The 23,379-nt window shown below is 40.2% G+C and carries 23 protein-coding genes; 5 read left to right on the forward strand and 18 right to left on the reverse strand.

Annotated features, from left to right (window positions below; translation table 11 throughout):
- Nucleotides 1-952: 952 nt before the first annotated feature.
- The 11 genes from HU235_RS20820 to HU235_RS20870 form a co-directional block, all read right to left on the reverse strand.
- Nucleotides 953-1,846 carry an ROK family protein gene (locus HU235_RS20820; RefSeq protein ID WP_233452340.1) on the reverse strand — a complete coding sequence of 298 codons (894 nt, stop codon included), beginning with the start codon at nt 1,844-1,846 and terminating at the stop codon, nt 953-955.
- A gap of 356 nt (nt 1,847-2,202) precedes the next feature.
- Complete coding sequence (locus HU235_RS20825; RefSeq protein WP_095301578.1) at nt 2,203-3,024, reverse strand: carbohydrate ABC transporter permease; 822 nt, start codon at nt 3,022-3,024, stop codon at nt 2,203-2,205.
- Between the two features lies 1 nt (nt 3,025).
- Nucleotides 3,026-3,994: a carbohydrate ABC transporter permease gene (locus HU235_RS20830; RefSeq protein ID WP_174881465.1), complete on the reverse strand. Its 969-nt coding sequence runs from the start codon at nt 3,992-3,994 to the stop codon at nt 3,026-3,028.
- 86 nt (nt 3,995-4,080) lie between these two features.
- A complete protein-coding gene (locus HU235_RS20835; protein WP_145580212.1) occupies nt 4,081-5,370 on the reverse strand; it encodes an ABC transporter substrate-binding protein in 1,290 nt (429 codons plus the stop codon).
- Between the two features lie 107 nt (nt 5,371-5,477).
- Nucleotides 5,478-6,947 carry a response regulator gene (locus tag HU235_RS20840; protein ID WP_174881466.1) on the reverse strand — a complete coding sequence of 490 codons (1,470 nt, stop codon included), beginning with the start codon at nt 6,945-6,947 and terminating at the stop codon, nt 5,478-5,480.
- Between the two features lie 123 nt (nt 6,948-7,070).
- Nucleotides 7,071-8,534 carry a sensor histidine kinase gene (locus HU235_RS20845; protein WP_095301574.1) on the reverse strand — a complete coding sequence of 488 codons (1,464 nt, stop codon included), beginning with the start codon at nt 8,532-8,534 and terminating at the stop codon, nt 7,071-7,073.
- On the reverse strand, nt 8,531-9,574 hold the full coding sequence (locus HU235_RS20850; protein WP_325100948.1) for a sugar-binding protein: 1,044 nt from the start codon (nt 9,572-9,574) through the stop codon (nt 8,531-8,533). The genes HU235_RS20845 and HU235_RS20850 overlap by 4 nt, the downstream gene beginning before the upstream one ends.
- Before the next feature lie 128 nt (nt 9,575-9,702).
- Nucleotides 9,703-10,248, reverse strand: coding sequence for an REP-associated tyrosine transposase (locus tag HU235_RS20855; RefSeq protein ID WP_174881468.1), 546 nt, complete (start codon nt 10,246-10,248; stop codon nt 9,703-9,705).
- 192 nt (nt 10,249-10,440) lie between these two features.
- A complete protein-coding gene (locus HU235_RS20860) occupies nt 10,441-11,496 on the reverse strand; it encodes an alpha/beta fold hydrolase (protein ID WP_174881469.1) in 1,056 nt (351 codons plus the stop codon).
- Entirely contained in the window at nt 11,489-12,079 is a 591-nt protein-coding gene (locus HU235_RS20865; RefSeq protein ID WP_174881470.1) for a hypothetical protein, read from the reverse strand. The genes HU235_RS20860 and HU235_RS20865 overlap by 8 nt, the downstream gene beginning before the upstream one ends.
- 214 nt (nt 12,080-12,293) lie before the next feature.
- Entirely contained in the window at nt 12,294-13,070 is a 777-nt protein-coding gene (locus HU235_RS20870) for an SDR family oxidoreductase (RefSeq protein ID WP_095301569.1), read from the reverse strand.
- A 228-nt stretch (nt 13,071-13,298) separates the two neighbouring features.
- Between HU235_RS20870 and HU235_RS20875 the strand changes: the two genes are divergently transcribed.
- The gene (locus HU235_RS20875) at nt 13,299-13,823 is read left to right on the forward strand and encodes a tubby C-terminal domain-like protein (RefSeq protein WP_307190748.1); all 525 of its coding nucleotides are present in this window, start codon (nt 13,299-13,301) and stop codon (nt 13,821-13,823) included.
- A 52-nt stretch (nt 13,824-13,875) separates the two neighbouring features.
- On the opposite strand, the gene HU235_RS20880 is transcribed toward HU235_RS20875, so the two are convergent.
- A complete protein-coding gene (locus HU235_RS20880) occupies nt 13,876-14,019 on the reverse strand; it encodes a hypothetical protein (protein ID WP_095301567.1) in 144 nt (47 codons plus the stop codon).
- A 269-nt stretch (nt 14,020-14,288) separates the two neighbouring features.
- Here HU235_RS20880 and HU235_RS20885 point away from each other — a divergent pair, with 269 nt between their 5' ends.
- Complete coding sequence (locus HU235_RS20885) at nt 14,289-15,911, forward strand: SWIM zinc finger family protein (protein WP_095301566.1); 1,623 nt, start codon at nt 14,289-14,291, stop codon at nt 15,909-15,911.
- A complete protein-coding gene (locus tag HU235_RS20890; RefSeq protein ID WP_174881471.1) occupies nt 15,904-18,669 on the forward strand; it encodes a DEAD/DEAH box helicase in 2,766 nt (921 codons plus the stop codon). Before HU235_RS20885 ends, HU235_RS20890 begins: the two co-directional genes overlap by 8 nt.
- Nucleotides 18,670-19,018: 349 nt before the next feature.
- Here the strand turns inward: HU235_RS20890 and HU235_RS20895 are convergent, their stop codons facing one another.
- Both HU235_RS20895 and HU235_RS20900 read right to left on the reverse strand, forming a co-directional pair.
- Entirely contained in the window at nt 19,019-19,366 is a 348-nt protein-coding gene (locus HU235_RS20895) for a single-stranded DNA-binding protein (RefSeq protein ID WP_174881472.1), read from the reverse strand.
- A 159-nt stretch (nt 19,367-19,525) separates the two neighbouring features.
- Nucleotides 19,526-19,939 carry a hypothetical protein gene (locus HU235_RS20900; RefSeq protein WP_095301563.1) on the reverse strand — a complete coding sequence of 138 codons (414 nt, stop codon included), beginning with the start codon at nt 19,937-19,939 and terminating at the stop codon, nt 19,526-19,528.
- A gap of 298 nt (nt 19,940-20,237) precedes the next feature.
- Between HU235_RS20900 and HU235_RS20905 the strand changes: the two genes are divergently transcribed.
- Both HU235_RS20905 and HU235_RS20910 read left to right on the forward strand, forming a co-directional pair.
- The gene (locus HU235_RS20905) at nt 20,238-20,624 is read left to right on the forward strand and encodes a helix-turn-helix domain-containing protein (protein ID WP_174881473.1); all 387 of its coding nucleotides are present in this window, start codon (nt 20,238-20,240) and stop codon (nt 20,622-20,624) included.
- 284 nt (nt 20,625-20,908) lie between these two features.
- A complete protein-coding gene (locus HU235_RS20910) occupies nt 20,909-21,355 on the forward strand; it encodes a YwpF family protein (protein ID WP_095301561.1) in 447 nt (148 codons plus the stop codon).
- A gap of 48 nt (nt 21,356-21,403) precedes the next feature.
- Here HU235_RS20910 and HU235_RS20915 read toward each other — a convergent pair whose 3' ends face one another.
- From HU235_RS20915 to HU235_RS20930, 4 genes are all read right to left on the reverse strand, one after another.
- Nucleotides 21,404-21,973, reverse strand: a complete 570-nt coding sequence (locus HU235_RS20915; RefSeq protein ID WP_095301560.1) for a manganese catalase family protein — start codon at nt 21,971-21,973, stop codon at nt 21,404-21,406.
- A gap of 20 nt (nt 21,974-21,993) precedes the next feature.
- On the reverse strand, nt 21,994-22,260 hold the full coding sequence (locus HU235_RS20920) for a spore coat protein CotJB (RefSeq protein ID WP_095301559.1): 267 nt from the start codon (nt 22,258-22,260) through the stop codon (nt 21,994-21,996).
- 1 nt (nt 22,261) lies between these two features.
- Nucleotides 22,262-22,516, reverse strand: coding sequence for a spore coat associated protein CotJA (locus HU235_RS20925; protein WP_095301558.1), 255 nt, complete (start codon nt 22,514-22,516; stop codon nt 22,262-22,264).
- A 308-nt stretch (nt 22,517-22,824) separates the two neighbouring features.
- Nucleotides 22,825-23,124, reverse strand: coding sequence for a hypothetical protein (locus HU235_RS20930; RefSeq protein ID WP_095301557.1), 300 nt, complete (start codon nt 23,122-23,124; stop codon nt 22,825-22,827).
- Between the last annotated feature and the right edge of the window lie 255 nt (nt 23,125-23,379).

Consider the following 23,379-nt stretch of genomic DNA (forward strand, 5'->3'; position numbering starts at 1 on the left):
ATTCAAGTCCTTTCCCCCTATGTAAATTAAATGCTTCTCTTTATCTCTATACTAATTTTTTGACTTTCCCCTTATCCTTTTCAAGAAAAAATGATTCAACAGAAGTTCCCTTACATGTATAATTTTCCCTATTTCGCAAGTTAACATGAATACTTTATCCTATCTTCCTCACAATTACAATATAATTCCAATTACAAAATTATTTTTTATTACAATAAAAAAATTTGATGGGTTTTTTTGCTTGATAGGGATTCATTGGTAAAGGTTGCCCAACTATATGACGTAACAATTTGGGAAATGTTACAAAACTTGTAGAATTTTTGTGGTAGTATTTGGGGACAGTCCCCCGCCGCGTTAAAGCGATGGGGGACTGTCCCCAATTATTCGCTTTTATCAAATTGATATATGGGGAGTTATTGATTATAATTTATTTATATATAAAAAAATCAGGTGTTAGGGCACCTGATTAAGACAACTACTTAGCTGTTTCATATTGCGGCTAACCCGAAAAAGAAGTAACTTCCATTGCCATGGGTGCGGTTGGGGAGTTTACTTCTTTTTATTTTGATTCAACATGATCACAATTGTCAGTGCACCAATCAAAACTAAGTTTGAATTAAATACAATAGAGATTGCTTCGTATGTTGTTATATTATCCACCTCCCGTCCTCCCAGGAAGTGATTAACCGCATTATTCGCCTATGTAGTTGTTTCCATCATTTTAGCATTTTTACCAATGTAAAACTAGAGGAAATACGAATATATGTTCTGTTTTGGTTCAAGAGTACTATGAAACGAGACAGCGTCAAGGTCGGTTTAGGACATGGGATTAGAAGGTGTTTTTTATATGACTGAAGACTTTATTAGCAGCTAGGAAGCTTGGTCTAAACATAAAAAAGGTGTCTTTTGTGGGGGACTGTCCCCAGCATGAGACACCTTTTTCGTTGCGTGTTTATTTTGGTAAGAGTCCTGCTCCAATTAAACCTGCTTTTTGATCGAGTAATGCTGGTTTAATTATGAGGGAATCTCTTAGACTTGGGTAAAGGTAATTTCTTGTTTTTTCTATTAAAGGCTGAAGAATTAAGTCTTTTGATTTCATGACACCGCCACCGATGACAATTACTTCAGGGTTGACTGTATGGACGATGTTTGCAAGTCCGATAGCAAGATAGTTGATCGCTTCATCTAGAATGTCCTGCGCCGCTTTGTCACCTTGTGAAGCTAGCTCGAATACTCCTTGGGCACCGTTTGTAATCCCGAGGCGTTCTTTGCCAATTCGTCCAATTGCTGTTCCACTTGCAAGTCCTTCAAGCGCACCTTTATTTAAGCCAGGTCCTTGGTAGGCATCTGGGCTTGGATTAACGATCATGTTGCCAATCTCCCCACAGTTTCCTTGGGCACCTGAAATAAGCTCACCATTGTTGACATATCCGCCACCGACGCCTGTGCTAACGGTTACATAGAAAACACTCTTTGCCCCTTTGCCTGCACCAAGTGTCGCTTCGGCAAGTGCTGCTGCATTTGCATCATTTTCTAGCTTAACTGGGATTCCAGTCTTTTCTTCTAGCATTTTCACTAATGGCACATCCACCCAGCCTGTGAGGTTTGGCGGCTCAATGATCACACCCTCATACGGATCTAATGGGCCTGGTGAGCCAATGCCTACTGCTTTAATCTCATACTGCTGCTTTAATCGATTAATAACCTCCTGCATATTGTTCACTGCAAATTCCGGCCCCTTTTCCGCTTCTGTCGCGCGGCTATACTCCTCTACTATCTCTCCCTGTTCATTAAAAAGACCGATGCGCAGGTTTGTCCCACCTAAATCAATGCCAATTGTGTACATAATGCTTCCTCCTTGTATTTGGGCGGGGACAGTCCCCCAATGCTTTAAAGCGATGGGGGACTGTCCCCAGTCTTACTGTTAGTTTAACGGAATTTAAAGTATGTGTGAAGAATTTCATTTAATATTTTTACTTAATCGATAAGGTCTGTTTTTAGGTAATTTTCATCAAGGATAACTAGAGAGGCTTTTTCAATGTGAAGGATAATCAAATTATTACTTTGGAGAATTCAAAAGAGACGAACAAAAACATGAATGCACTACTCTAAAAATCTAGCTAATAAATACAGGTTCTACCCTCTATTAGCTTAAAACCAAATGAAAGACCCCCACCCATTTGTGAGTGAGGATCCCTCTCCTTACCCTTTTACCGAACCTGCTAACAATCCTCTTACAAAGTATTTCCCAAGTAATATATAGACTAGTAGAGTTGGTAATGCCGCTAATAGAGCACCTGCCATTTGGACGTTCCAATGGACGATCTGACTGCCTGATAGATTTTGTAGTGCGACCATGATTGGCTGCTGGTCAGATGTGGTAATCGTGACGGCGAAAAGAAACTCATTCCATATGTTTGTAAATTGCCAGATTGCCACAACAACGAAGCTAGTAATCGATAATGGAATCATGATGTGACGGAAAATCCCGAGAAATCCTGCGCCATCAATTTGTGCGGATTCAATCATTTCATCCGGAATATTCGCATAGAAATTTCGAAACATTAACGTTGTAATCGGTAAGCCGTAGACGACGTGGACAAATACGAGTCCTGGAATCGTGTTATATAGACCGATTTCCCGCAAAAATTGAATTAACGGAATTAAGATGCTTTGATATGGGATAAACATCCCGAATAGGATAATCGTAAATAGCGTATTTGCACCTTTAAATTTCCATTTTGATAAGACATAGCCGTTCATCGCTCCTAGCAAGGCAGATAAAATCGTTGCTGGAATGACTAAATAAAATGAATTTAAAAGATTTGGCGCTAATTTTGAAAAAGCCTCAGAATAGCCGCTTAAGTCAATCGCTGTTGGCAGCTGCCACATTGTTGCAAGTGTCACTTCATCATACGGCTTTAAGCTTGTCACAACCATGACATAGACTGGCATGAGGAAGAAAAGACTCATTGCGATTAATAAAAGGTAAATCATTGGTCTGCTTAGTCGCTTTAGAACCATATTATGCCTCCGCCTTTCTACTATTGATTAAGTAAGGGACGATGAAGATTGCAACAGATACAAGCATAATAATCGCAATCGCTGCTCCATTTGCATAATAGTTGCCACGGAAGGTTGTTTCAAACATGTACACCCCAGGGACATCGGTAACGAAATTTGCCCCAGGCCCTGTCATCGCATAAATAAGGTCAAAGATTTTTAACGAAATATGAGCCATAATAATGATGACACTCACTGTAATTGGACGTAATAACGGTAAAATAATTTTTCGATAAATCATGATTTCTGAAGCTCCGTCCATCCGTGCCGCTTCCCGTACTTCATCAGGAATTCCCCGCAGCCCTGCTAAATACATCGCAAGGGAGAAGCCTGTCATTTGCCAAACGGCTGCAATGACAACAGCAATAAGCGCAGCCGGTATGCCAAATTCTATTTTTCCCCAGCTAAAGCCTGCTAAAACATTCGTATCTGTATACCATTTTGCGTTAAGGCCAAGTTTGTTCAAAAATAGATTGACCCCTGTTGAAGGGTTTAAAAGCCATTGCCAAACAACTCCTGTCACGACGAATGATAACGCCATTGGGAAAAGAAATAAGTTCCGGAAAAATGGCTCCCCTTTAATTTTTTGATCAAGCAAAATCGCAAGCAGCAACCCACTGATAATGACAAACCCGATAAATAATATCGTAAAAAAGAGCGTATTCCGTAAATCCGCCTGGAAACGGAAGTCTTGAAATAAGTATATATAGTTTTTCAAACCTGCAAATGAGAAATCAGGCACGAGTGAATTCCAATTGCTGAATGACACATAGCCGGTCCATCCGATAAACCCATATACAAAGATTAAAATGAGTAGAAATGATGGCAAAATAAAGCCGATGGCCATCAGATGGTCTCTCGAGATTTTTTTCCTTTTCCGTACGGCGGCAACTGGCTTTTGTTGTAGATCTGTTGGTTTCGCTGTTTCCATCTCGTTCTCCTCCTTTTAAGGGTAAGACCCCTCATGTAAGGGGACCTACCCCTAAGAGGGGGAAGGGAAATCCCGTCCCCTCGTGTTTATTTAAGTTCTGCCGCAGCTGCTACTAATGAATCTGTAAATTGCTTCACATCTTTTTGCGTTACAAAGATGTTGACGCTTTGGTTTACCTTCGTTAGGAAGCCTTCTGATGCTGCCGATCCGTGCGCTAAGCTTGGTGCTAACTTTCCTGATTTAAAGTCTTGCATCGTGTCTTTTCCATATTGGTCATATTTCATAATGTCTGCATCAACACGTGCTGGAATCGAGCCTTTTAATGGATTAAATGCATCCTGACCTTCTACAGATGCTAAAACGCTTAAGAATTTTTTCACACCTTCTGGATTTTCAACACCTTTTGGTAGCCCAAATGTATCTGTAATTACTTGGAACATGCCGTCCGTACCAGGTGTTGGCACATAGCCGAAGTCTTCATTCACCTTTAGCTGCAAATCATTGACAAGATACCCTTTTGCCCAGTCACCCATTACATTCATTGCCGCTTCACCGTTTGCGACTAATTGTGAAGCATCCTGCCAATTGCGTGATGCATGGTCTTCGTTCATATAGCTAAGCATTTTCTTGAAAATTTCTGCCGCTTCGACTACTTTTGGATCATCGAACGATAATTCACCTGTCCAAAGCTTTTTATATTCATCTGTACCCAATACCCCTAAAAGGACAGTTTCATAAAGATGTGTTGCAGCCCATGGCTCTTTATCACCGAGTGCAAGTGGAGTAATGCCCTTTGCTTTTAATGCATCTGCTACTGTAAAAAACTCATCAAATGTTGTTGGTGCTTTTAAGCCGTTTTCGTCGAATATTTTTTTGTTGTACCATAGGACGTTAGCCCGGTGGATATTGACTGGTACTGAGTAAATTTCGCCATCCTTGCTAACCATTTCAATTAAGTCCTCTGGAAATTTATCCATTAGCTTTTCTTCTTCGTAAAAGTCATTTAACGATTCCATTTTCCCTGCTGCTACCCAGCCTTCATTAAGCTCGGCTCCACCATGAACCTGGAATGTTGCCGGCGGATCATCTCCTTGCATCCGACTCGCTAGTACGGCTTTTGCATTTGTTCCCGCTCCACCAGCGACAGCGGCATTTTCAATCGGAACATCTGGGTGTTTTTCCTCGAATAACGCTAATAGTGCTTTTAAGCCGTCTTCCTCACCAGCACCTGTCCACCAGCTGAATATGTCTAATGTTGCTTGTTTATCGTTACTGGAGCTGCTTTCTTTTTTCTCACCTGAGCTCGAATCTGAGCCACAGGCTGATACGATTAATGAAAAAACAAAAAATAGTGCTAAAATCAAACTCTTTTTCATCTTACATCCCCCTTTTGTTTCATTGAAATCGTTTACAACTTTGATTATATAGGGTTATGAAAGAATTCTTACCAAGTGATTTCAGCACTATTTTATTAATTTCTGTATTATTTTGTGGTCGTCATATCTAACGTGCGATATTGCTTTGGTGAGACATTTGTCCATTTTTTAAATACCCTGCTAAAATAATTCGGGTCTTTATAGCCTATTTCATAGGAAATTTCCTTTAGGCTTAGCTTCGTGTTGAGGAGCAGCTCCTTCGCCTTTTCAATTCGGTATTCTGTTACGTAGTCTATAAAGGTCTTTTTTGTATGCTCCTTAAACATTTTTGTGAAGTAGGTTGGTGTTAATCCGACGTATTCTGCAACATCCTCTAGACTAAATGACTCTTTGTAATGAATTTGGATGTATTTTTTCGCCATTATGACCGCATTGTGCTCTTCCTTTTGCAGGATGACCTTTTCACAAAATTGCTTGATAATGTTTAGAAAGTCTTCCTTTGTTGTTGGGTCTGAAAGCTTATGGTCATCAATGTATAGTCCATGCTGTTCTAGCTGCTGCTTAAGACGGATGCCCCCTTCTTTAAGCAATTGGTCGAGGTTTTTCTCCTCTGCCTTCTTTTTTAAGTGCTCATAATAGAGTTCAAAGTAATCATTTGCTTGTTCGAGCCTGCCTGCCCGAATTTCATTTATGAGTGATTTTTCTAGCTTTGCCTTCGTTTCATCTTCATTTGCTTCCTTCGTTATCGGGTAGCCGTACGATACATTTGCGTTCATTGCTAATTGTGTTGAGGCTAGCAATGCTTGCTGGTAGGATACCGATAGCTTGCTTAGCTCTGCGTATGGATTGCCAATCCCGATTGTCGTTTTTGGAAGGTGTCCGCTCATTGTGCGCGCGAATTTGAGCGCATCTGCCTTGACGTGATGGGCGGACTTTTTGTCTGTGATGAAAAGAACGACAAGCTTGTCACCAACCTCCTTTTGTATGTAAGGATATGGCGCTTTATTTGGTAAAGGATTTTCCACTTGACCAAACGGCGTATAAACTTGGAAAAACGCTAAATTTGCTTGTGGAAATTGCTTTTTATATAAGTATGTTGTTTCCATTGTTATTTCGTTTTGAATAATTGATGTGATAATTTGTTGATTTGCTAGCTTCACCGTCTCCATTTGCTGCTTTGTCGTCAGCTCAGCAAGCCGCTTTTCTTCGTTGAGCTCTTTTTCTATGCGCATAAGCGCTTCAAGCGTTTCCTGCTTGTTGCTCGGTTTAAGGATATACTCCTTTACCCCATGCTTCATCGCCTCCTTCGCATATTCAAATGAATCATACGCAGAGAGGATAATAAACTTTGTCCGCGGCAGGTCAAGAAGGATTCGTCTTATCGCCTCAAGCCCGTCAATTCCAGGCATGCGAATATCCATGATGATCACATCAGGCGTATGGCGCTTCGCCTCCTCAATCGCCTTCCGTCCATTCGCCGCTTCCCCAACAACCTTAATCCGCGAAAAACTCTCCTCAATAAACCGCCGCATCGCCTTCCTCTCGATCATTTCATCATCAACAATTAACACATTCATAGCTAGCGAACCTCCTTTGATGTTTTGGGGACTGTCCCCCATTCCATCATCCCTTTGACCTACAACGCTCATGTGGCAAGGGGTGAGCGTTTGTGGGGACTGTCCCCAAATGGTGATGTTGGTTTATGATATTGTATTCGTTGTGCCTACTTGGGGACTGTCCCCCGTAGGGTGTAGGGTGATTCGGATGGTGGTGCCTTTGTTTGGTTGTGAGATGATGTCTAGGATGTTTTTCGTTTTGTAGACGAGTTCTAGGCGTTTTATGACGTTGCGCAGGCCGATGCCTGTTGAGTGCCCATGGTGTTCTTCGTTTAGATTTATCGGGTCCTGTGAGAGGATCCTTTGTTTTGTTTGTTCGTCCATTCCCTTTCCGTTGTCGGTTACTTCGATGATGATGTTTTCACCATCCCGATAGATAGCGAGGCTTATCATCCCTCCCTCCTCAAGACCTTCTACTCCATGGATGAAGGAGTTTTCGACTAACGGTTGCAGGGTAAGAGCGGGAATTTTTACATCTAAGCAGTCTTCATCAATTTTCGTTTGAAAGGAAATTCGTTCTGCAAACCTTGTTTTTTGAATGTAAAAATACTCCTGGACGACGTTTGTTTCCTCTCTAAGGGAAACAGATTTATTTATATCTCCTAGACTTGAACGTAGCAAGGTCGAGACTGATTGAATGAGCCTTGATGTAACATTTGCCTCCTCTAAATACGCCATTCTTGATATTGTGTTTAGCGTGTTAAATAAAAAATGCGGATTGATTTGATTTTGCAAATGCTTTAGCTCAAGTTCCTTCAAAAGCTTATCTAGCTCTGACTTTTCCTTTATTTCTTTAATATATTGTTTGATATCTTCACGCATTTGCAAAAATGATTCGCTTAGAACCTTGACCTCGTCGTTCGTTTTCATCTTAACGACCTGCACGTCGAAGTTTCCTACTGACATTTCCTTTGCAGCCTTTGATAAGTCACGGATCGGTCTTGTTAGCCCACGGGAAAACCAAATCGCCGCAAATAAGGCAAAAAGCAGAGTCGAGCTAAAAAGACTAATTGTGAACCACCTAAATGCCTTTTGCCGGTCTTCCATTTCTTGATAAAACAGTTGATAATCAGCTAATTCCAAATTGAGCAGCTGTAACGTCGATTCTAAAATATAGGATGAGATGCTACGGACCTCCATCGCATGTGCAGTATACTGGTCCAAATTGTTATAGCGCACCGCTTCAATCGTAATATCACTTTCAGAAATAAGGCTTGCAATCATCCGTTGGTACTTTTTAAGCTCTACTTGGTTAATCCCTGTCATCGCCTCATCTGTTAGTCGACGATTGTTTGCCAGCAAGTGTTTTTTTACCTTTTCGTATTCTTCCAGGTAAAGCGGATCCTTTTCAACAACGTAGGCATTAATTTTTTCATACACTGTTGTTGATTGCTGTGTAATTTCGTTAAAAAGTAAAAATCGTTCAAAGCTCGTACGATACTCGTTAACAAATTTTGAACTGCTGAAATAAATTGAGTAGGAGACAACGTTAAATAAGACGACAAATGCTAGAAAATATAATAATAGCTTGTTGCGAATACTGTTCATGGTTGCTGTCCTCCACTCATTGTAGCAGGATCCAACGGCAAGTCTTCTTTATGGACAATCTTTGTGTCTGTGTGCTGTAAAGGCTGTAGCTCCTTTCCTTCATTTAGTTGGATAAGCCGTTCCACTGATTCGTATCCCATCTGGTAGGGAAATTGGACAACGGTTGCTTCAATGAGTCCATTTTCAATGTATTCAAGTGTTTCGGACAGGATGTCAAAGCCGATGATATAAATATTGTCTTCTGCTTTAAGATTGCTGACTACCTTTGCAATTCCGATGCCGTCTAGCGCACTTGTCCCGTAAAAGGCTGTTACAGACGGGTATTGCTTGAGAATTTTATGAGCGGCTTCAGATGCACCGATTTCAGTAATATTTGATTCCTCGACGGTTAGTACCGAAATTCTTTTTTCCGTTGCGATTGCATCCATGAAGCCTTGAACCCGAAGCTTTTGATGTGGGGCATCGTGGCGCCCTGTAACGATTGCGACATGCTGTCGTCCTGTTGTATCGTTTATGATTGCTTTGCCAGCGATGAATCCCGAGTAGTAATTATCGGTTCCAACATAGACGGCACGCTCACTTTCGGGGGCGTCTGTATCAATCGTGACGATCGGAATTGATTTTTCCTTTGCCTTTGTTACGAGATGATTAAATTGCTCCTCGCCAATTCCCTGGGTAATGATGCCATCTACCCTGCCCGCTATTGCCATATCTATCGTTTTGAGGTGCTCAGCTGTATTTGCCTGCTTCGGACCGAGATACTCCAAATACACATTATGAAACTTCGCAGCATCGCGCGCCCCTTGCTCAACAAGCCGCCAATAATCATTATCAAGCTCCTCTGGAATGAGGACGAAATGATGCTGATAGTTGTTGTGGTGGGTGTTGGGGACAGTCCCCTGTGCTTGGGTGGGGACTGTCCCCGTTTCAAAGTGAAAGGTCTCTTTGCCATAGTATAAGGTTAGAATACTAGTAAAAATGAATACAAGAAACGTAGAAAAATAGAGAAAACGTCGAAAATAGCGCATTGAGTAATCCATCCTTCGTATTTAGGTAAGCGTTTTCTTTTATTGTATTCGATTTAATAGGGATTTGGTAGTGGGTGGTTTTTGGGGACTGTCCCTTGTGCTTGAGTGGGGACTGTCCCCAAAATTACTCAGCCTTAAAATTATGTTTCGTCAGGGGATTCCTCGGTATATTGCTTGAAAAATTGAATATTAGAATTTGTAAAGTAAGAGAGTGTTCTTTCTGTTGTGACAAGCGGGTTTTTGTTTGGGGTTACATATGTAGAATAGCTACTCCACGGATAATCCTCGGGGGTTGAGACAAGCTTTGCTTCTACAGGGTTACGATGAATGTAGCGGTTAACAGTAAGGAAGTAATTTGCGTCAAGTATGAGCTTTGCCCCATATCTTCCTTGGAAAACATGCCCTACTAACGAATATCGTTTGTTTAAATAGATTGCATATCTTGTATGGAGAACTTTGATAATCTGACTAGTTGAGGTGTCTTTCGTTTCTAGCTGGAGATGGATGTGGTTATTCATTAAACAGTAGGCGTGTAAATCAAAGGGGTATTTTTCCTTTGTTTCCTTTAAAATTTCCATGTACTTACGAATGTCCTGGCTATCATGAAATAGCTCACTCTTACGATTTCCTCTTGCTGTAATGTGATACGTTGCTCCAGGAAACCAGATTCTGTTTTGTCTTGCCATAGTTATTCACCTTTCCTTATTTTTTTATGAGGGCTATGCCCGGTCATAAGTAGATTCGTCGTTAACAGGTGAATCCCTTCTTTGGGGACAGTCCCCCAAAATTGTGGTTTTTTATTTTTTCCTTTTGAAAATTTAATTTTGAAAATGAGAGAGGGACAGTCCCCAAAACGTTGCGGGGGACTGTCCCCAGTATTATTTCGATCTCTTTGCTAGCCATTTTGATAGATAGTCCGGTATTGTGCCGGTGAGGGCGAGGGAGGCGTGGCCACCTTGGACTTCGAGGTAGGTTTTGTCCTTGCTTGAGATATGGTTCATAATTGGTTTTATTTGTTCTGCAGGTACGAGTCTATCGTATGCTGTTGCTACTGTTAAAAGATTTGCTTTAATATTTTTTAGTGATGCTCCTTTGTTGTTAATCATTTGTTTGTTTCGTATTAGCTTGTTTTCTTTTCCAAGGTCGTTTAGTAATTGCTTTAAGGTTGCACCCGGAAGCGGGATGTGCCCCTCTGCCCACATATTGATTCTTCGCCACCGCTCAACGTGTGAGTCATCATAACTTTTTTGAAGCAGGGTTGCCTGGGGGCTAAAATAAAGCGGCGAGGTAATAAGACGCATGCCTGCCTTGATAACTTGAGCAGGAATGAGTCCCATTGCATCGATTATTTCTTCCATATTGAAGCTTCCATCCTTAATCGCCTTTGCCCACTCATCAAAAACAGGAGTTTGACTAAAGTCTACCGGGGTTGCAAGCAAAACGAGATTTTTGATCGGTACTTTTGTTATCGCGGCAAACATTGTCGCAAGTGTGCCCCCAAGACAAAAGCCAATGACAGTGATTTCTTTTGCATTAGAATGAGCTAATACACGTTCAGATGCAGGCTCTATATATTGCGAAAAATAGTCATCAAGAGTCATATCCTTATCTTCATAGCCCGGGATGCCAAAATCTATTAAGTATACATCATAGCCTTCCTTACCAAATGCCTCAATCATACTCATGTTAGGCCCCAAATCAAGAATACTCGGCTGGTTCACTAGTGAATAGATAAGATAGAGTGGTACGCTAAATCGTTTATTCGGAGATGGATAGTACCAAAGTGTCGCCTTGTTTTTCTTCCAAATCGCTTCTTTTGGCGTTTGCCCTATTTCAGGGAGCCTTTCGCTCCATTGCCGATTGTACCCTCGCCACCTTTTCAATTCATGCTCTACTAGTTCATACTGTGCTTGGTTTAATTCGTTGTTAGCCAATGTTTTTCAATCTCCGCTTTAAAACTTCGATAGGCGCTTCCTGTGTCTGGTTATTTTCTGCTTCTTGTTGATCGTTTAGTGGCTGTCTATTCACCCCTACATCTACTTGCTCTCTTAGAAATGCGAGAATATTTTCTCGAGGGTTTGTTGTAGTATCCGGTGATGATGATGACTTTTCACTTTGTTTTTGGCTTAAACTAGCTACGGAAGCTTTGCTTTTATTTAATCGTTGAGAAACAGAGGATTGCTCACGATTTGATACAGCTTGTGTCGCTACTGGCGCATTTTGCAGCTGTCTTAAATAATCCTCTAGTAAGTCCATTTTCTCTTCTAGCTGTAAAACTAGCTTAGCTACGTTTGCAACATCATCCTTTGTCGGGATTCTTAAAGCAGTCGTTATGATTTCCTGATACCTTTGTAGTTGTCTTAGCACCTCTCCGGTAACTGCTGATTGATCTGCCGCAAGCTTCACTAAACTCTCATTGTTAAGCTGATTTTGAATGAATTCATTAATTCTCGCCTCACCACCTTGGGCAAGCTTTTTTAGTTCTTTGTATAATTGATCTGTAAGTTTGCTAGACATATTATTCACTCCTATTATTGGGAATTTTTTTGGGGACTGTCCCTCTTTGGGGGACTGTCCCCAAACAGGCCTTATTCCTTTTGAAAGCTAGAGTAGAATCCTTTTGTAGCAATGTTTCCTGGGTGTGGGGGACTGTCCCCAATTTGTTAGTTGTGTCTCCTTATTTGTTGTAAACTCATTTATTGGGGGACTGTCCCCCATTAAGCTTCTCCCATTAAGCTAGTGCTGAGGTGCCTCCGTCGATTGTTAGGATGTGGCCGTTGATGTAGTTGGAGGCTGGGGATGCTAGGAATAGGATGGCGCCTTTTAGGTCGTTTGGGTGGCCGATTCGTCCTGCTGGTGTGCGGGCGATGATTTGTTTGCTGAAGTGGTCGATGACAGGTTTTGAGAGTTTTGTTGGGAAGAATCCTGGAGCGATTGCGTTGACTTGGATATTGTGTGGTGCGAGCTTAACTGCTAGGTCTTTTGTGAAGGTCATGACGGCTCCTTTACTCGTGTTGTAGGCTGTTGTGTTCATAAAGGTGTCCATTGTGCCACCAAATCCTGATATTGATGCGATATTGATGATTTTTCCGGATTTTTGCTTTGTCATTACATTTGCAACGGCTTGTGAGAAGAGGAATGTTCCTTTGACATTAACAGCCATGACTTTATCCCATTTGTCTGCAGGCATTGTTAGGATCGGTGCAATCCATGATGTTCCGCTATTGTTTACTAATATATCGATCGTTCCAAACTGTTTGACTGTTTCTGTGACAACATGTTCAACCTCAGCTGGTACTGTTACATCACATTCAAACGCAAGGGATTGGACCCCTTTGTCTTTTAGAGCTTTACTTACTTCTAGACATGCAGCGAGATCACGAGAGCATACGACGACATTTGCACCTGCCTCAGCTAATGTATGTGCCATGATTTCTCCTAGGCCTCTACCACCACCTGTAACAATTGCCGTTTTGTTGGAAACATTGAATAATTCATTTACTAACAAAGTCTTCAATCCTCCTAAACTGTTAGCTATCGGATATTTATCCTATCACTCTTTTTTATCCGTACTTTAGTATAAACGGATACGTTAGAAGTTGTGATAGAAAATAGTTTTTTCGCTTACGCCTGATTTTCATATACATGAATTAGTAGATTTAACTATTGCCAAAAGGAATTGGGGGAATATAGGCGAATTAATAGAATACGTATTTTTCAGAAAAAGGAGTATATCATGATGCGAATGTTAACCTATTCTCCCCCTAAGCTGAAGCCGTCAACTGCATCCACACAGGTTATCGATGAGCTTGGACAGGTTGTTTGTACGTTTAAGCGATCGTATAAAAACATTTGGTTCCGTATTGCCGATGTCTTTTTAGATCATCATTATTTTGTTCAAGTTGATGTTTATTCAACTAATGGGGAATTACTCTATCAAGGGAAAAAAATTCCACGCTGGGGGAAAACTCAATATAAAGTGATCAATTGCAAAACGACTGAACGCTATCACATCACCTACAAATCGATGCAGGTTGTTGTACCTGAGTTCATGATTTCATCGAATGATGGGCAGTTTATCGTTAAGCGGGAGCTGATGGATTGGGCAGGGTTTTATTATAATGAACAAGAAGTTGCTAGATGGAGGATGAAAACAACCGAATTGTTTAAAACATATTTGCAAATTGAGGATGCTTCACCTATAGAGGATCCAGCGTTCTTTGTTTGTCTGTTTCAATTGATTTTTTATTATGGTGAATAAACTTCCCAAATAAAAAATGCGAATACCTAAGGCATCCGCATTTTTCGTATTTTTAAGAGGCATATACTTTCTTTATTTGTGAAATCAAATCTTGCAATAATTCATTCGTTGTAATATCTGCTGTCTTCTCGCCTTTATCATGTGCGCGTAACAGAATTTGTAGCAGCTCTTCTTGTTTTAGCTGGCTTTCTTTCATTTATACAAATCCCTTTCTTTTTTTACATATTCAGACAATATGAAACTATTATACTTTTTGCCATTTAAAAATGCAAGATGGAATAATCCCCCTAAAGTATTTCCCTTTTCTCCAAACATCACCAATTCCCTTCCTCCATTCAAACCTTTTTGATGGCTCAAGAATGAGTTATAATAGAAGAATTAGGGTTTCTTCCACAATCGTTCTGTGGGAATTAAGTACGGTACAGCTGATTAGTTGAATGTTAGCTGTGAAAGGAGTTCATTTATATGCTTGGTCGGGAACTTAGTAAGGAGCTTGTGCTTGGTGCCGGTGAACAAATTAAACAATTGCTATCTCCTCATGATGAACATGACCGGAATTTAATTAAAAAAGGTCTTATATTGTTTCGTCAAGGTAGTATATATAATGTAAACGCAATAGATCATACGGTTTCTGCACGTGTGCAGGACGTAACGAGTGTTCAGGTCGAGATAGATTTGGATGATTTTGTGATGAGTACATGTACATGCCCATCTGAATCGATTTGTCGGCACCGTATTGCCACTTTCCTATATGTATATGCAAGTGTCGACCGCGTTGGAACGTTTGTTGACCTATGGAAGGAAGAGAAACCAGTTGATGCGATTTTAAAGCAGCACGTTCGAAAAGCAAGCTCGTTTTTTACAGAGGAAAAGGAATATGAGGATTCCTCGTTAGCAAGCTGGATTGCGTTTTTTGAACGCGAATATGAAAATTGGTATGAGCAGGTTTCCTCTCCACATCAGATATTTCAAGGTCTCTATCATCAATATTATTCGAGACTGAAGCAAAAAGCACCTAAGTCTCCTGAGATGAAGCAATTTTTTATCGTTCAATCGTCTGTCACGGTTCTTTTAAAAATGGTACAGCTCCTTAATGAGACGAACCCAACTGAATATATGCTACAAAATATCGTTTATCCATACATTGATCAGCTAATTGATAATACTAGTGCAGCAATTCGGGAAATGAAGCGGTATGCATTGCCGTTTGCCCTTGATCCATTGCTCGTTGATAGTGTTGAGCGGTTTCGTGAGCTACTCACTACTAGTAAACATTTCCACTTCCAGCAAATCCAGCTTTACCAATTGCTCTGGGTTGAACTGCTGCGTCGTGACAAATTTATTACGATCGAGCGAGAATGGCTTGAGGAGCGGTTAACCTATGAGGAGGAGTATAAAGCCGAATTGGAAATAGCGCTTATGCATATGGATTTTCTCCAGTCTCGAGATGAGCAGGTCTTTGCTTATTTAAAGGAGCTAAACTCAACTGCGCTCCCGCTTTCTTTTTATTGGGTAGAGGACATTCTGAAGAAAAAAAATTGGAAGCGACTTTCTAGCTGGCTTTCATTCCTCATGAACAATATGGCGTCTTATATGAATAGTGACTTGCCATTTCATGAAAAACGAGAAACGGCAAATTATCTTTTACAAATCATGAAGCAGCATGCCGACTCAACAGGTAATAGCCAAACTTATGAAAAAGCTTGTCGCAGCATGCTTCCATATAGTTATGCTGAATACAATGAGTATCTTTTAAATAAAGAGGAATATAGAACATGGATTGAGCTGCAAACATTGCTTGGTTTTTCACTCGATGACTTTAATAGCTATGTATTAAAGGATATTGAAAAGCGCGATCCAGGTGTGCTTCTGCCGTTGTATGTTAAATCGGTTCAAGAGGAAATCCGCATGAAAACAAGAGAAAATTATAAAATGGCAGTTCGTTATTTGAAGCGGATAAAAGCGCAATATAAGAAAATGAAACGTGAAGAGGTTTGGGAAAACTATATTCACCAACTATCTGAGGAGCATAAACGATTACGTGCCTTCAAGGAAGAATTAAAGAAAGGAAAGCTCATTCATGATTAATACTATTCATATTGTCGTACATGCTGAACAAATTGAGAATTATCATTTTTATGTGTATTGTACGTCTGCGCATGATGATAGCCCTATTCCTGTCAATGAATTCTCCCGCTATCTTTTCACATGGCATGAGTCGTCCTTTTTCGGAACAAATTTAAAGGATATAAGCTATATCGGAATGCCTTCAGTGCTGCTGTCACCATGGATGATGGTCGAGTTACTAGGGAAGGAAACCTATAACTCACTTGCTACGATTACGTTATCAGATGATACGCAGCAGCTGGCAAATCAAGCCCAGGTTATTTACGAATTGATCGAAAACAAGCAGTACGTTCCTGACTTCGAGGGCTGGAAGCATGGTCTACTCCGTTTCAAGGATGTAAATGAGGAATTAGAAGGATTTGCTCTAGATTGGTTTTCCGCAGCAATGACAGATTTAATCGAACAGGATGCCGTTCTAAAGAACGCTTGGACAGAAATTGTAAATGAGTATCCTGTCTTAACAACGTTTGATGGTCATTTTATTGATGAGACTGACTTTCTTGAAAAAATCGGCTGGCACTTAGATGTAACGCCATTCACTGTCGGCCTCCGCCTAAACGAGCCTGAAATTGATGGTGAGGATTGGCAGCTCGAAATTTTGCTGCGCAATAAAAGCAATGAAGAAGAAATCATTCATTATCAAGGGGCATCAAGCCTTCCTAAAAAATGGACGCCTTATTTAGATAAAATTGCGCGCGAGCAGGAAAGATTTTCTGAAGTTGTCCCTTGGCTTAGCTTTGAAACAGGAACGACGTATATTACCGAGGATGAAGCATGGTTATTTTTGACAAGTGCAAGTGAAACGTTGATCAATATGGGTGTTGAAATTTTGCTTCCATCATGGTGGCAGGTCGTCAAAGAGTCGCAAATGATGCTGAAGGCAAAGGTTTCCTCTACTCCTAGAGGACAGTCATTTGTCGGAATGAATTCGCTCATTGATTTTAACTGGCGCTTTGCAACAAATGGGGTTGAGATGAGTGAGGAGGAATTTCTGGCACTTGTCTCACAAAAGCGACGCCTTGTGAATTTCCGCGGGCAATGGATTAAGCTAGACCCTGCGTTTATTAAGCAGGTCCAGGCAATTTTGAAAAGAGCGGATCGCGAGGGCTTGCATTTATCAGATATATTGCATCAGGAGCTAAATGCAAAGGATATTGATGCAGATGATGACGATGTTGTTGATACACGAGCATTTGCCAATATTCAAATTGAGCTAAATCAGCAAATGAAAAAAATGCTGAAAAAGCTAACTGATACGAGTGAATTACCAACTCATCAAATACCTGAAGAGTTTCTTGGCATACTGCGACCTTATCAGCAAAACGGGGTTGATTGGTTATTGTTTTTACGCAGTGTTGCCTTTGGGGCTTGTTTAGCTGATGATATGGGATTAGGAAAAACGATTCAAATGATTGCTTACTTCTCTTATGTGAAAAAGCATGAGAAGCCAGAGCAGCCTGCCTTAATCATCGCGCCTACCTCTGTTCTTGGTAACTGGCAAAAGGAATTTGAAAAGTTTGCCCCACATCTGCGGGTTAAGCTTCATTATGGACCAAATCGCGCGAAGGAAGAAAGGTTCACTGCTTCCATTCAGGAGGCTGATGTTGTCTTAACTTCCTACGGCTTATCACATGCTGATTTTGAAGAGCTTTCATCACTAACATGGAATACGGTTTGTCTCGATGAAGCGCAAAACATTAAAAATGCACATACAAAGCAGTCACGTGCGATTCGTAAACTCAAGGGTCAGCACCATATAGCGTTAACAGGTACACCGATGGAAAACCGTCTTACTGAGCTTTGGTCAATATATGATTTCTTAAATCGCGGTTATTTAGGAAGCTTGCATAGCTTTCATAAGCGCTATGTCCTGCCGATTGAAAAGGATCGCGATGTTGAGCAAATCGAACAGCTGCAGCGTTACATTAAGCCGTTTTTATTAAGAAGAACAAAACGGGATGAACAGGTTGCCTTAAATCTCCCTGAGAAGCAGGAGCAAAAGGAATATGTGCCACTTTCTGTTGAGCAGGCATCCCTTTATGAACAGCTTGTCAAGGATACGTTCGAACAGGTAACCTCACTTGCTGGGATGCAGCGGAAGGCATTAATTTTAAAAATGCTTGGCAAGCTAAAGCAAATTTGCAATCACCCTGCCTTGTATTTAAAGGAAGAGGATCCAAAGCAGCTTATTACACGTTCACATAAGGTTGAAAAGCTATTAGAGCTAACAACTTCAATACATGAGCAGCAGGAAAGCTGTCTTATTTTCACACAGTATATCGGAATGGGCGAAATGATTAAAAGGCTTCTTGAAAAGCAATTCTCTGAAAAGGTGTTGTTTTTAAACGGAAGTGTCATGAAGGCAGAACGGGATCGCATGGTTGAATCATTTCAAAATAAAGATTTCCCATTTTTAATTCTTTCTTTAAAGGCCGGCGGAACTGGATTAAACCTTACTGCGGCTAACCATGTTATCCATTTTGATCGCTGGTGGAATCCTGCAGTTGAAAACCAAGCGACAGATCGTGCTTATCGAATTGGTCAAGAGCGGTTTGTCCATGTGCATAAGCTAATTACAACTGGTACGATTGAAGAAAAAATTGATGATATGCTTGAGAAAAAGCAATCACTAAACGATGAAATTATTCAAAGCGAAAATTGGATTACAGAGCTTTCATCTGATGAGCTTGAAGAGCTGTTTACGTTGTCGATGAGTTAAAGGATATAGAAAATGCTGTCTAGCTCCTATTTCAATTTTGACCTCTAGGAGCTAGACAAGATAAAGGTTTATACCTCTTATAATTAAGAAAGGGGAGCAATAAATGGCAACAAAACAAAAAACGAACCGTAAAGCAACGTCAGAGAAAAAATCACCGCAATGGGAGAAGCTAGTAAAATTAATTGAAAAAAAAGTATCAAAGTAATAGCGACAGTTTTTGAGACTGTCGTTTTTTCTTTGCAATCCTCTTAAAAAAATCGGCTGATTAACGAGGGGAGATTTAATCAGCCGTAAACGTGGGGAATGAAGAGGATTTGCTTGGATTTTCTCTTTTCAGGAGGACTGGTTTTTAGGCTTCCTGTTCCACGAGTTCACGAGGTTTGCCGCTCATAAAGCGAACGGAGTCTGCGACAACTTCTGTAACGTAAACACGTGTCCGTTCCGCACTTTCATAGCTTCGAGTTTGAATCCGACCTATTACACCTACAATGGAGCCCTTTCGACAGTAGTTTGCTGTGTTTTCAGCTGTCCGCCGCCAAAGGGTGCAGTTCACAAAGTCGGTATCAATTTCACCGGCATTGTTTCGAAATTGTCTGCTTACTGCAAGAGTAATATTTGCAACAGGAGCACCATCTGCTGTATAACGAATTTCCGGATCCTTCGTTAGACGGCCTACTAGTATGACTTGATTAATCACCTTTTCCCTCCTTTCCTTTCATGTACAACTGTATTGTAATTGATTTGTCCTATTTGGAAAAACGTGTAAATTTTCATTTTGCATGGATTACACGGATAAGTTTGACCTTTGTTTTTATCTTTTGTCGTTCATAGGTTTCATTTATTCATTTGTATTTTACTAATTTAATAAATCTTTTAATCTTTGAGGAGGATTCACGATGTATGAGAAATGTTTTTTTCCAGAGAAGCTTATACCTTGAAGGATCCTTTGAAAGGAAGAGGATTTAATGATGTCTTGTTCAAGAGGTGCCCCAAGGTAACATTGCTTTTCTTCGTTCCATTGATAATAATGAATCGATAAATCCGGATTAGTGATATGAAAAATAAGTCTCAACAATCCCTTAGGCTTTTCAATTTCATAATGAATTTCAACTGTTGCTTTGAGAGGAACTCGGAAATGATGATAGTTAAATCGTCCCTTCTTCTCACCACCTACCCGCAATGTAACTAGTTCATCTGAATTAGCCTCGTTTCCTTGAAGCTTATTCGTTTCATCCTTTTTCAAATAAACACATTTTAATTTAATGTTCACCTTTTCTCCCTCACATTATTATTTTTTTACACTCGTAGTATAGCTTACTACTAATTTTTTCAAAATTCCTCCAATCATTTTATTAGGTGGATTTTAACTAAATTTCAGGAAATTTTACCCTTTTTCTCTTTAAATCTTCCATTTTTTTCAGTATGCTTTTTATAGGTCAAAATATCTATAAATGATTAATTTTCGTACAAATAGGAAAAAGTTCTCAAGTTGGACTTTGCTGGCATTTGGATGTAGGGGAACCAGATAGAAAGGGAATGGTTCTATGAATGAGTTGGAGAAATTTAAAATGAATATGAAGTATTACCGTGAGTTAAACGGCTGGTCTCAACAGCAATTAGCAGATAAGCTATGTGTTTCCCGACCGGTTATTACACGGCTTGAATCAGGAGAGCAAGTGCCTGACCTCAGCTATATTCTTTCACTATGCAAGGCATTTAATATCCAAATCGAGAAATTACTCGGAGCTACACATCAGACAACTGACAGTATTTTTGAGGAATCTATGAACTATACAATTGAACATCCACTGACACCAATCGTTGACTATCTCTGTAAACAGCCTCGATTGGTAGCTAGCATTCAAACATTGCTTAAGCTTAAAGCAAAGGAACGTAGAATTATTGAGGATCTAATCATTACAACGATAGAGAAATCTGCAAAGCTGGCAGAATAAGCTAGTGAGCGCTATGATATAATGTTATAAGAAAAGCGGAGGCGCCTTGAACAGCTCCGACAAGCACAAGACGTATGGAACTGTAATTCCTATATCGATTGTGACTCGACGGGCTTGGCGCTGGAGCTAGACAATTTAGAAAAAGCGGAAGGCATGAGACTCCTACTTAAAGAAGCGTGTCAACCTCCCGGACGGCCGCCCGCAAAAGGCGAATGCCTGAAGCAGAAATCAACAATCAAGTGTAACAGAGCGTTTTAAAAAAACTTACGTGCTTAAAGAGGGTGATGATCATAAAAACATTCAAGCTAGTCGATTTAAAAGTTGAACATGAAGCTGAAGGTGAAAAGAAGCTACTTGCGATCCCTTTGAAGGATGGCTTAGTGCTTAATCGAGAGGATGGGGAAAACTCGTGGCTAATTGAGGCTTTAATCGATAAGGATTTCCAGCCAATCTTTGAGCAATTATATGATGCAAAGGCACAAATTCGAGCCTTTGTCACGATCTCGAAAAAAACGAATACACCGGCACAAATCGTTGGGAAAATCAAAACGATTACGCCATTGGAGCAGGATTTATCGATTCTAATTGATGGCCGACTTCATGCCTCAAGGCGATTACACGACCCAGAGGTATTGCTTAGAACCTTAATGGGTCAAGGACTTACTGGCGATGCTCTGATTGAGGCATTTACCGAGAACGTAAACATTAAGAAGGATACGACAAGATTATAAAATATGAACAGGACTTGGCATTCTCGGGTAGCCAAGTCCTGTTTGCTTTTAGAAAAATTTCTTTTTATTTCGCTCCTCTTTTAAAATTTCAACTGCTTCCCTAAACCGTTGTGAGTGTACAATTTCTCTTTCTCTTAAGAAGGCAAGGCCATCATTCAAATCAGGATCATCTGACATATTAATAATCCATTGGTATGTAGCGCGTGCCTTCTCCTCTGCCGCGATATCCTCATAAAGATCAGCGATTGGATCGCCCTTTGCTTGGATATACGTCGCAGTAAATGGTACACCATCTGCATTATGATAAAAGAGGGCCTTGTCATGATCGACGTAGTGTGGAGCAATTCCTGCTGCTTTTAGCTGTTCAGGTGTTGCGTCCTTTGTTAGCTTATAAATCATCGTCGCAATCATTTCTAAATGAGCAAATTCCTCTGTACCGATATCGTTTAACAGCCCGATGACCTTATCTGGTATTGTATAGCGTTGGTTTAAGTAGCGAAGGGCTGCCGCTAATTCTCCATCAGCCCCACCATATTGCTCAATTAATAATTTTGCGAGAAATGGATTACATGTACTTACCTTTACTGGATATTGCAGCTTTTTTTCGTAAATCCACATTCAATAACACTCTCCTCTCTTTATACTTGCCATGGCCATGGAGCTCTTCCCCAGCTCCAATTTGCATCTGCAAAGCTGCCGCCAAAATGCTGCAGCATCCCAAATTTTGCTTCAAATTGCTGTTTTAGCTGCTTGCTGTAAGCCGTACATTGGTTAAATTGTTGAATTGCTTGAACATCATTCGGATGGGTATCTAAATAAAGGGTTAGCTCGACAAGAACAAAGTCAATCGCTTGGATTTCCTCTAATAGCTGATAATATTCATCAGGTAGTTGATGTTTGCTCACACTACTTTACCCCCTTTTTTCCTTTATACGGATTTTTATAAGGGTCATATAAGGCTGGCCAAAGCGTTCCTTTTCTCAATGCTTCCTGTGGTGAAAACTGCGGTAAATTTGGTGGTTGAAAACCCATATATAGATGCGGAGGTGTTGAATAATACTTCAATCCGATTGGTGGGCACGGGTCAAAACGACTGTGAAACGGCTGATAGCTCTTAACTCTGGTGAAGGCTGGCTGTTGTTGCTCTTGAGGACCTTTCATCTTTATCACCTCTTTTTTAAAGTGAGCATTAGCATTATTGGGCTACGCTACACTAGCCATTTTTTTGCTAATCTATTACTATCCTATTCTTAATGATTTGATACTTATGCCTGCTAATCTTAAAAATTTATAAGCTGCAGTTTCAGTGTATTTGTCAACTTTTATTAAAAATTTGTCAACTTTCGGAGAAAATCTCCTAACTTTTGCAGAAAATTTGTCAACTTTCGGGAAAAATCTGTCATTCGACAAGATTCGACCGCTCTTTTAACTAAAAAAAGGCTAACATCCATGTCAGCCTTCTCCATTAGTTATTTTTCATCTTTCTTTTCTTCATCATTTGGTTCTAAATCATTGTTGTTTTCTTCATTCGTGCCATCTAAGATGTCGCCTGCATCATTTCCATTGTTTTGAACTTCATCATTAATATCATTATCATCATTGCCATTTCCAGTTGTATCTGTATTTTGTCCTCCATCTTCACCCGGTTGGTTGTTATCCATGTTTTCTTCTTGTGGTGCTGGATCCGGGTCATCATTTGTTGCACAGCCCGTTACGAGCATCGCTGCAAGCAGTGAACCGACTAACATTAATAGCCATTTTTTACTCATGCTGTTTTCTCCTTTCAAATTTAGATAACATATTTTTACACATGTCCTTGAATAGCTTTTCCAAAAATAAAAAAATCATTACATAAATTTTCAAAATACTACTTATATATAGAAGGCTGTTTTGCAAACTTTGTTGCTCTTTTACAGTGTAGTCGTTCGGGGCTGATTTACGCTTCAGTACTAAACCCTTATATAGTTAGTACTATTTAGAAAAAAGCCATAAAAAAAGGACAATTCAACCTAAACTTGGTCAAA

This window comes from Metabacillus niabensis (assembly GCF_902829255.1).
GTDB classification, from domain to species: domain Bacteria; phylum Bacillota; class Bacilli; order Bacillales; family Bacillaceae; genus Metabacillus; species Metabacillus niabensis.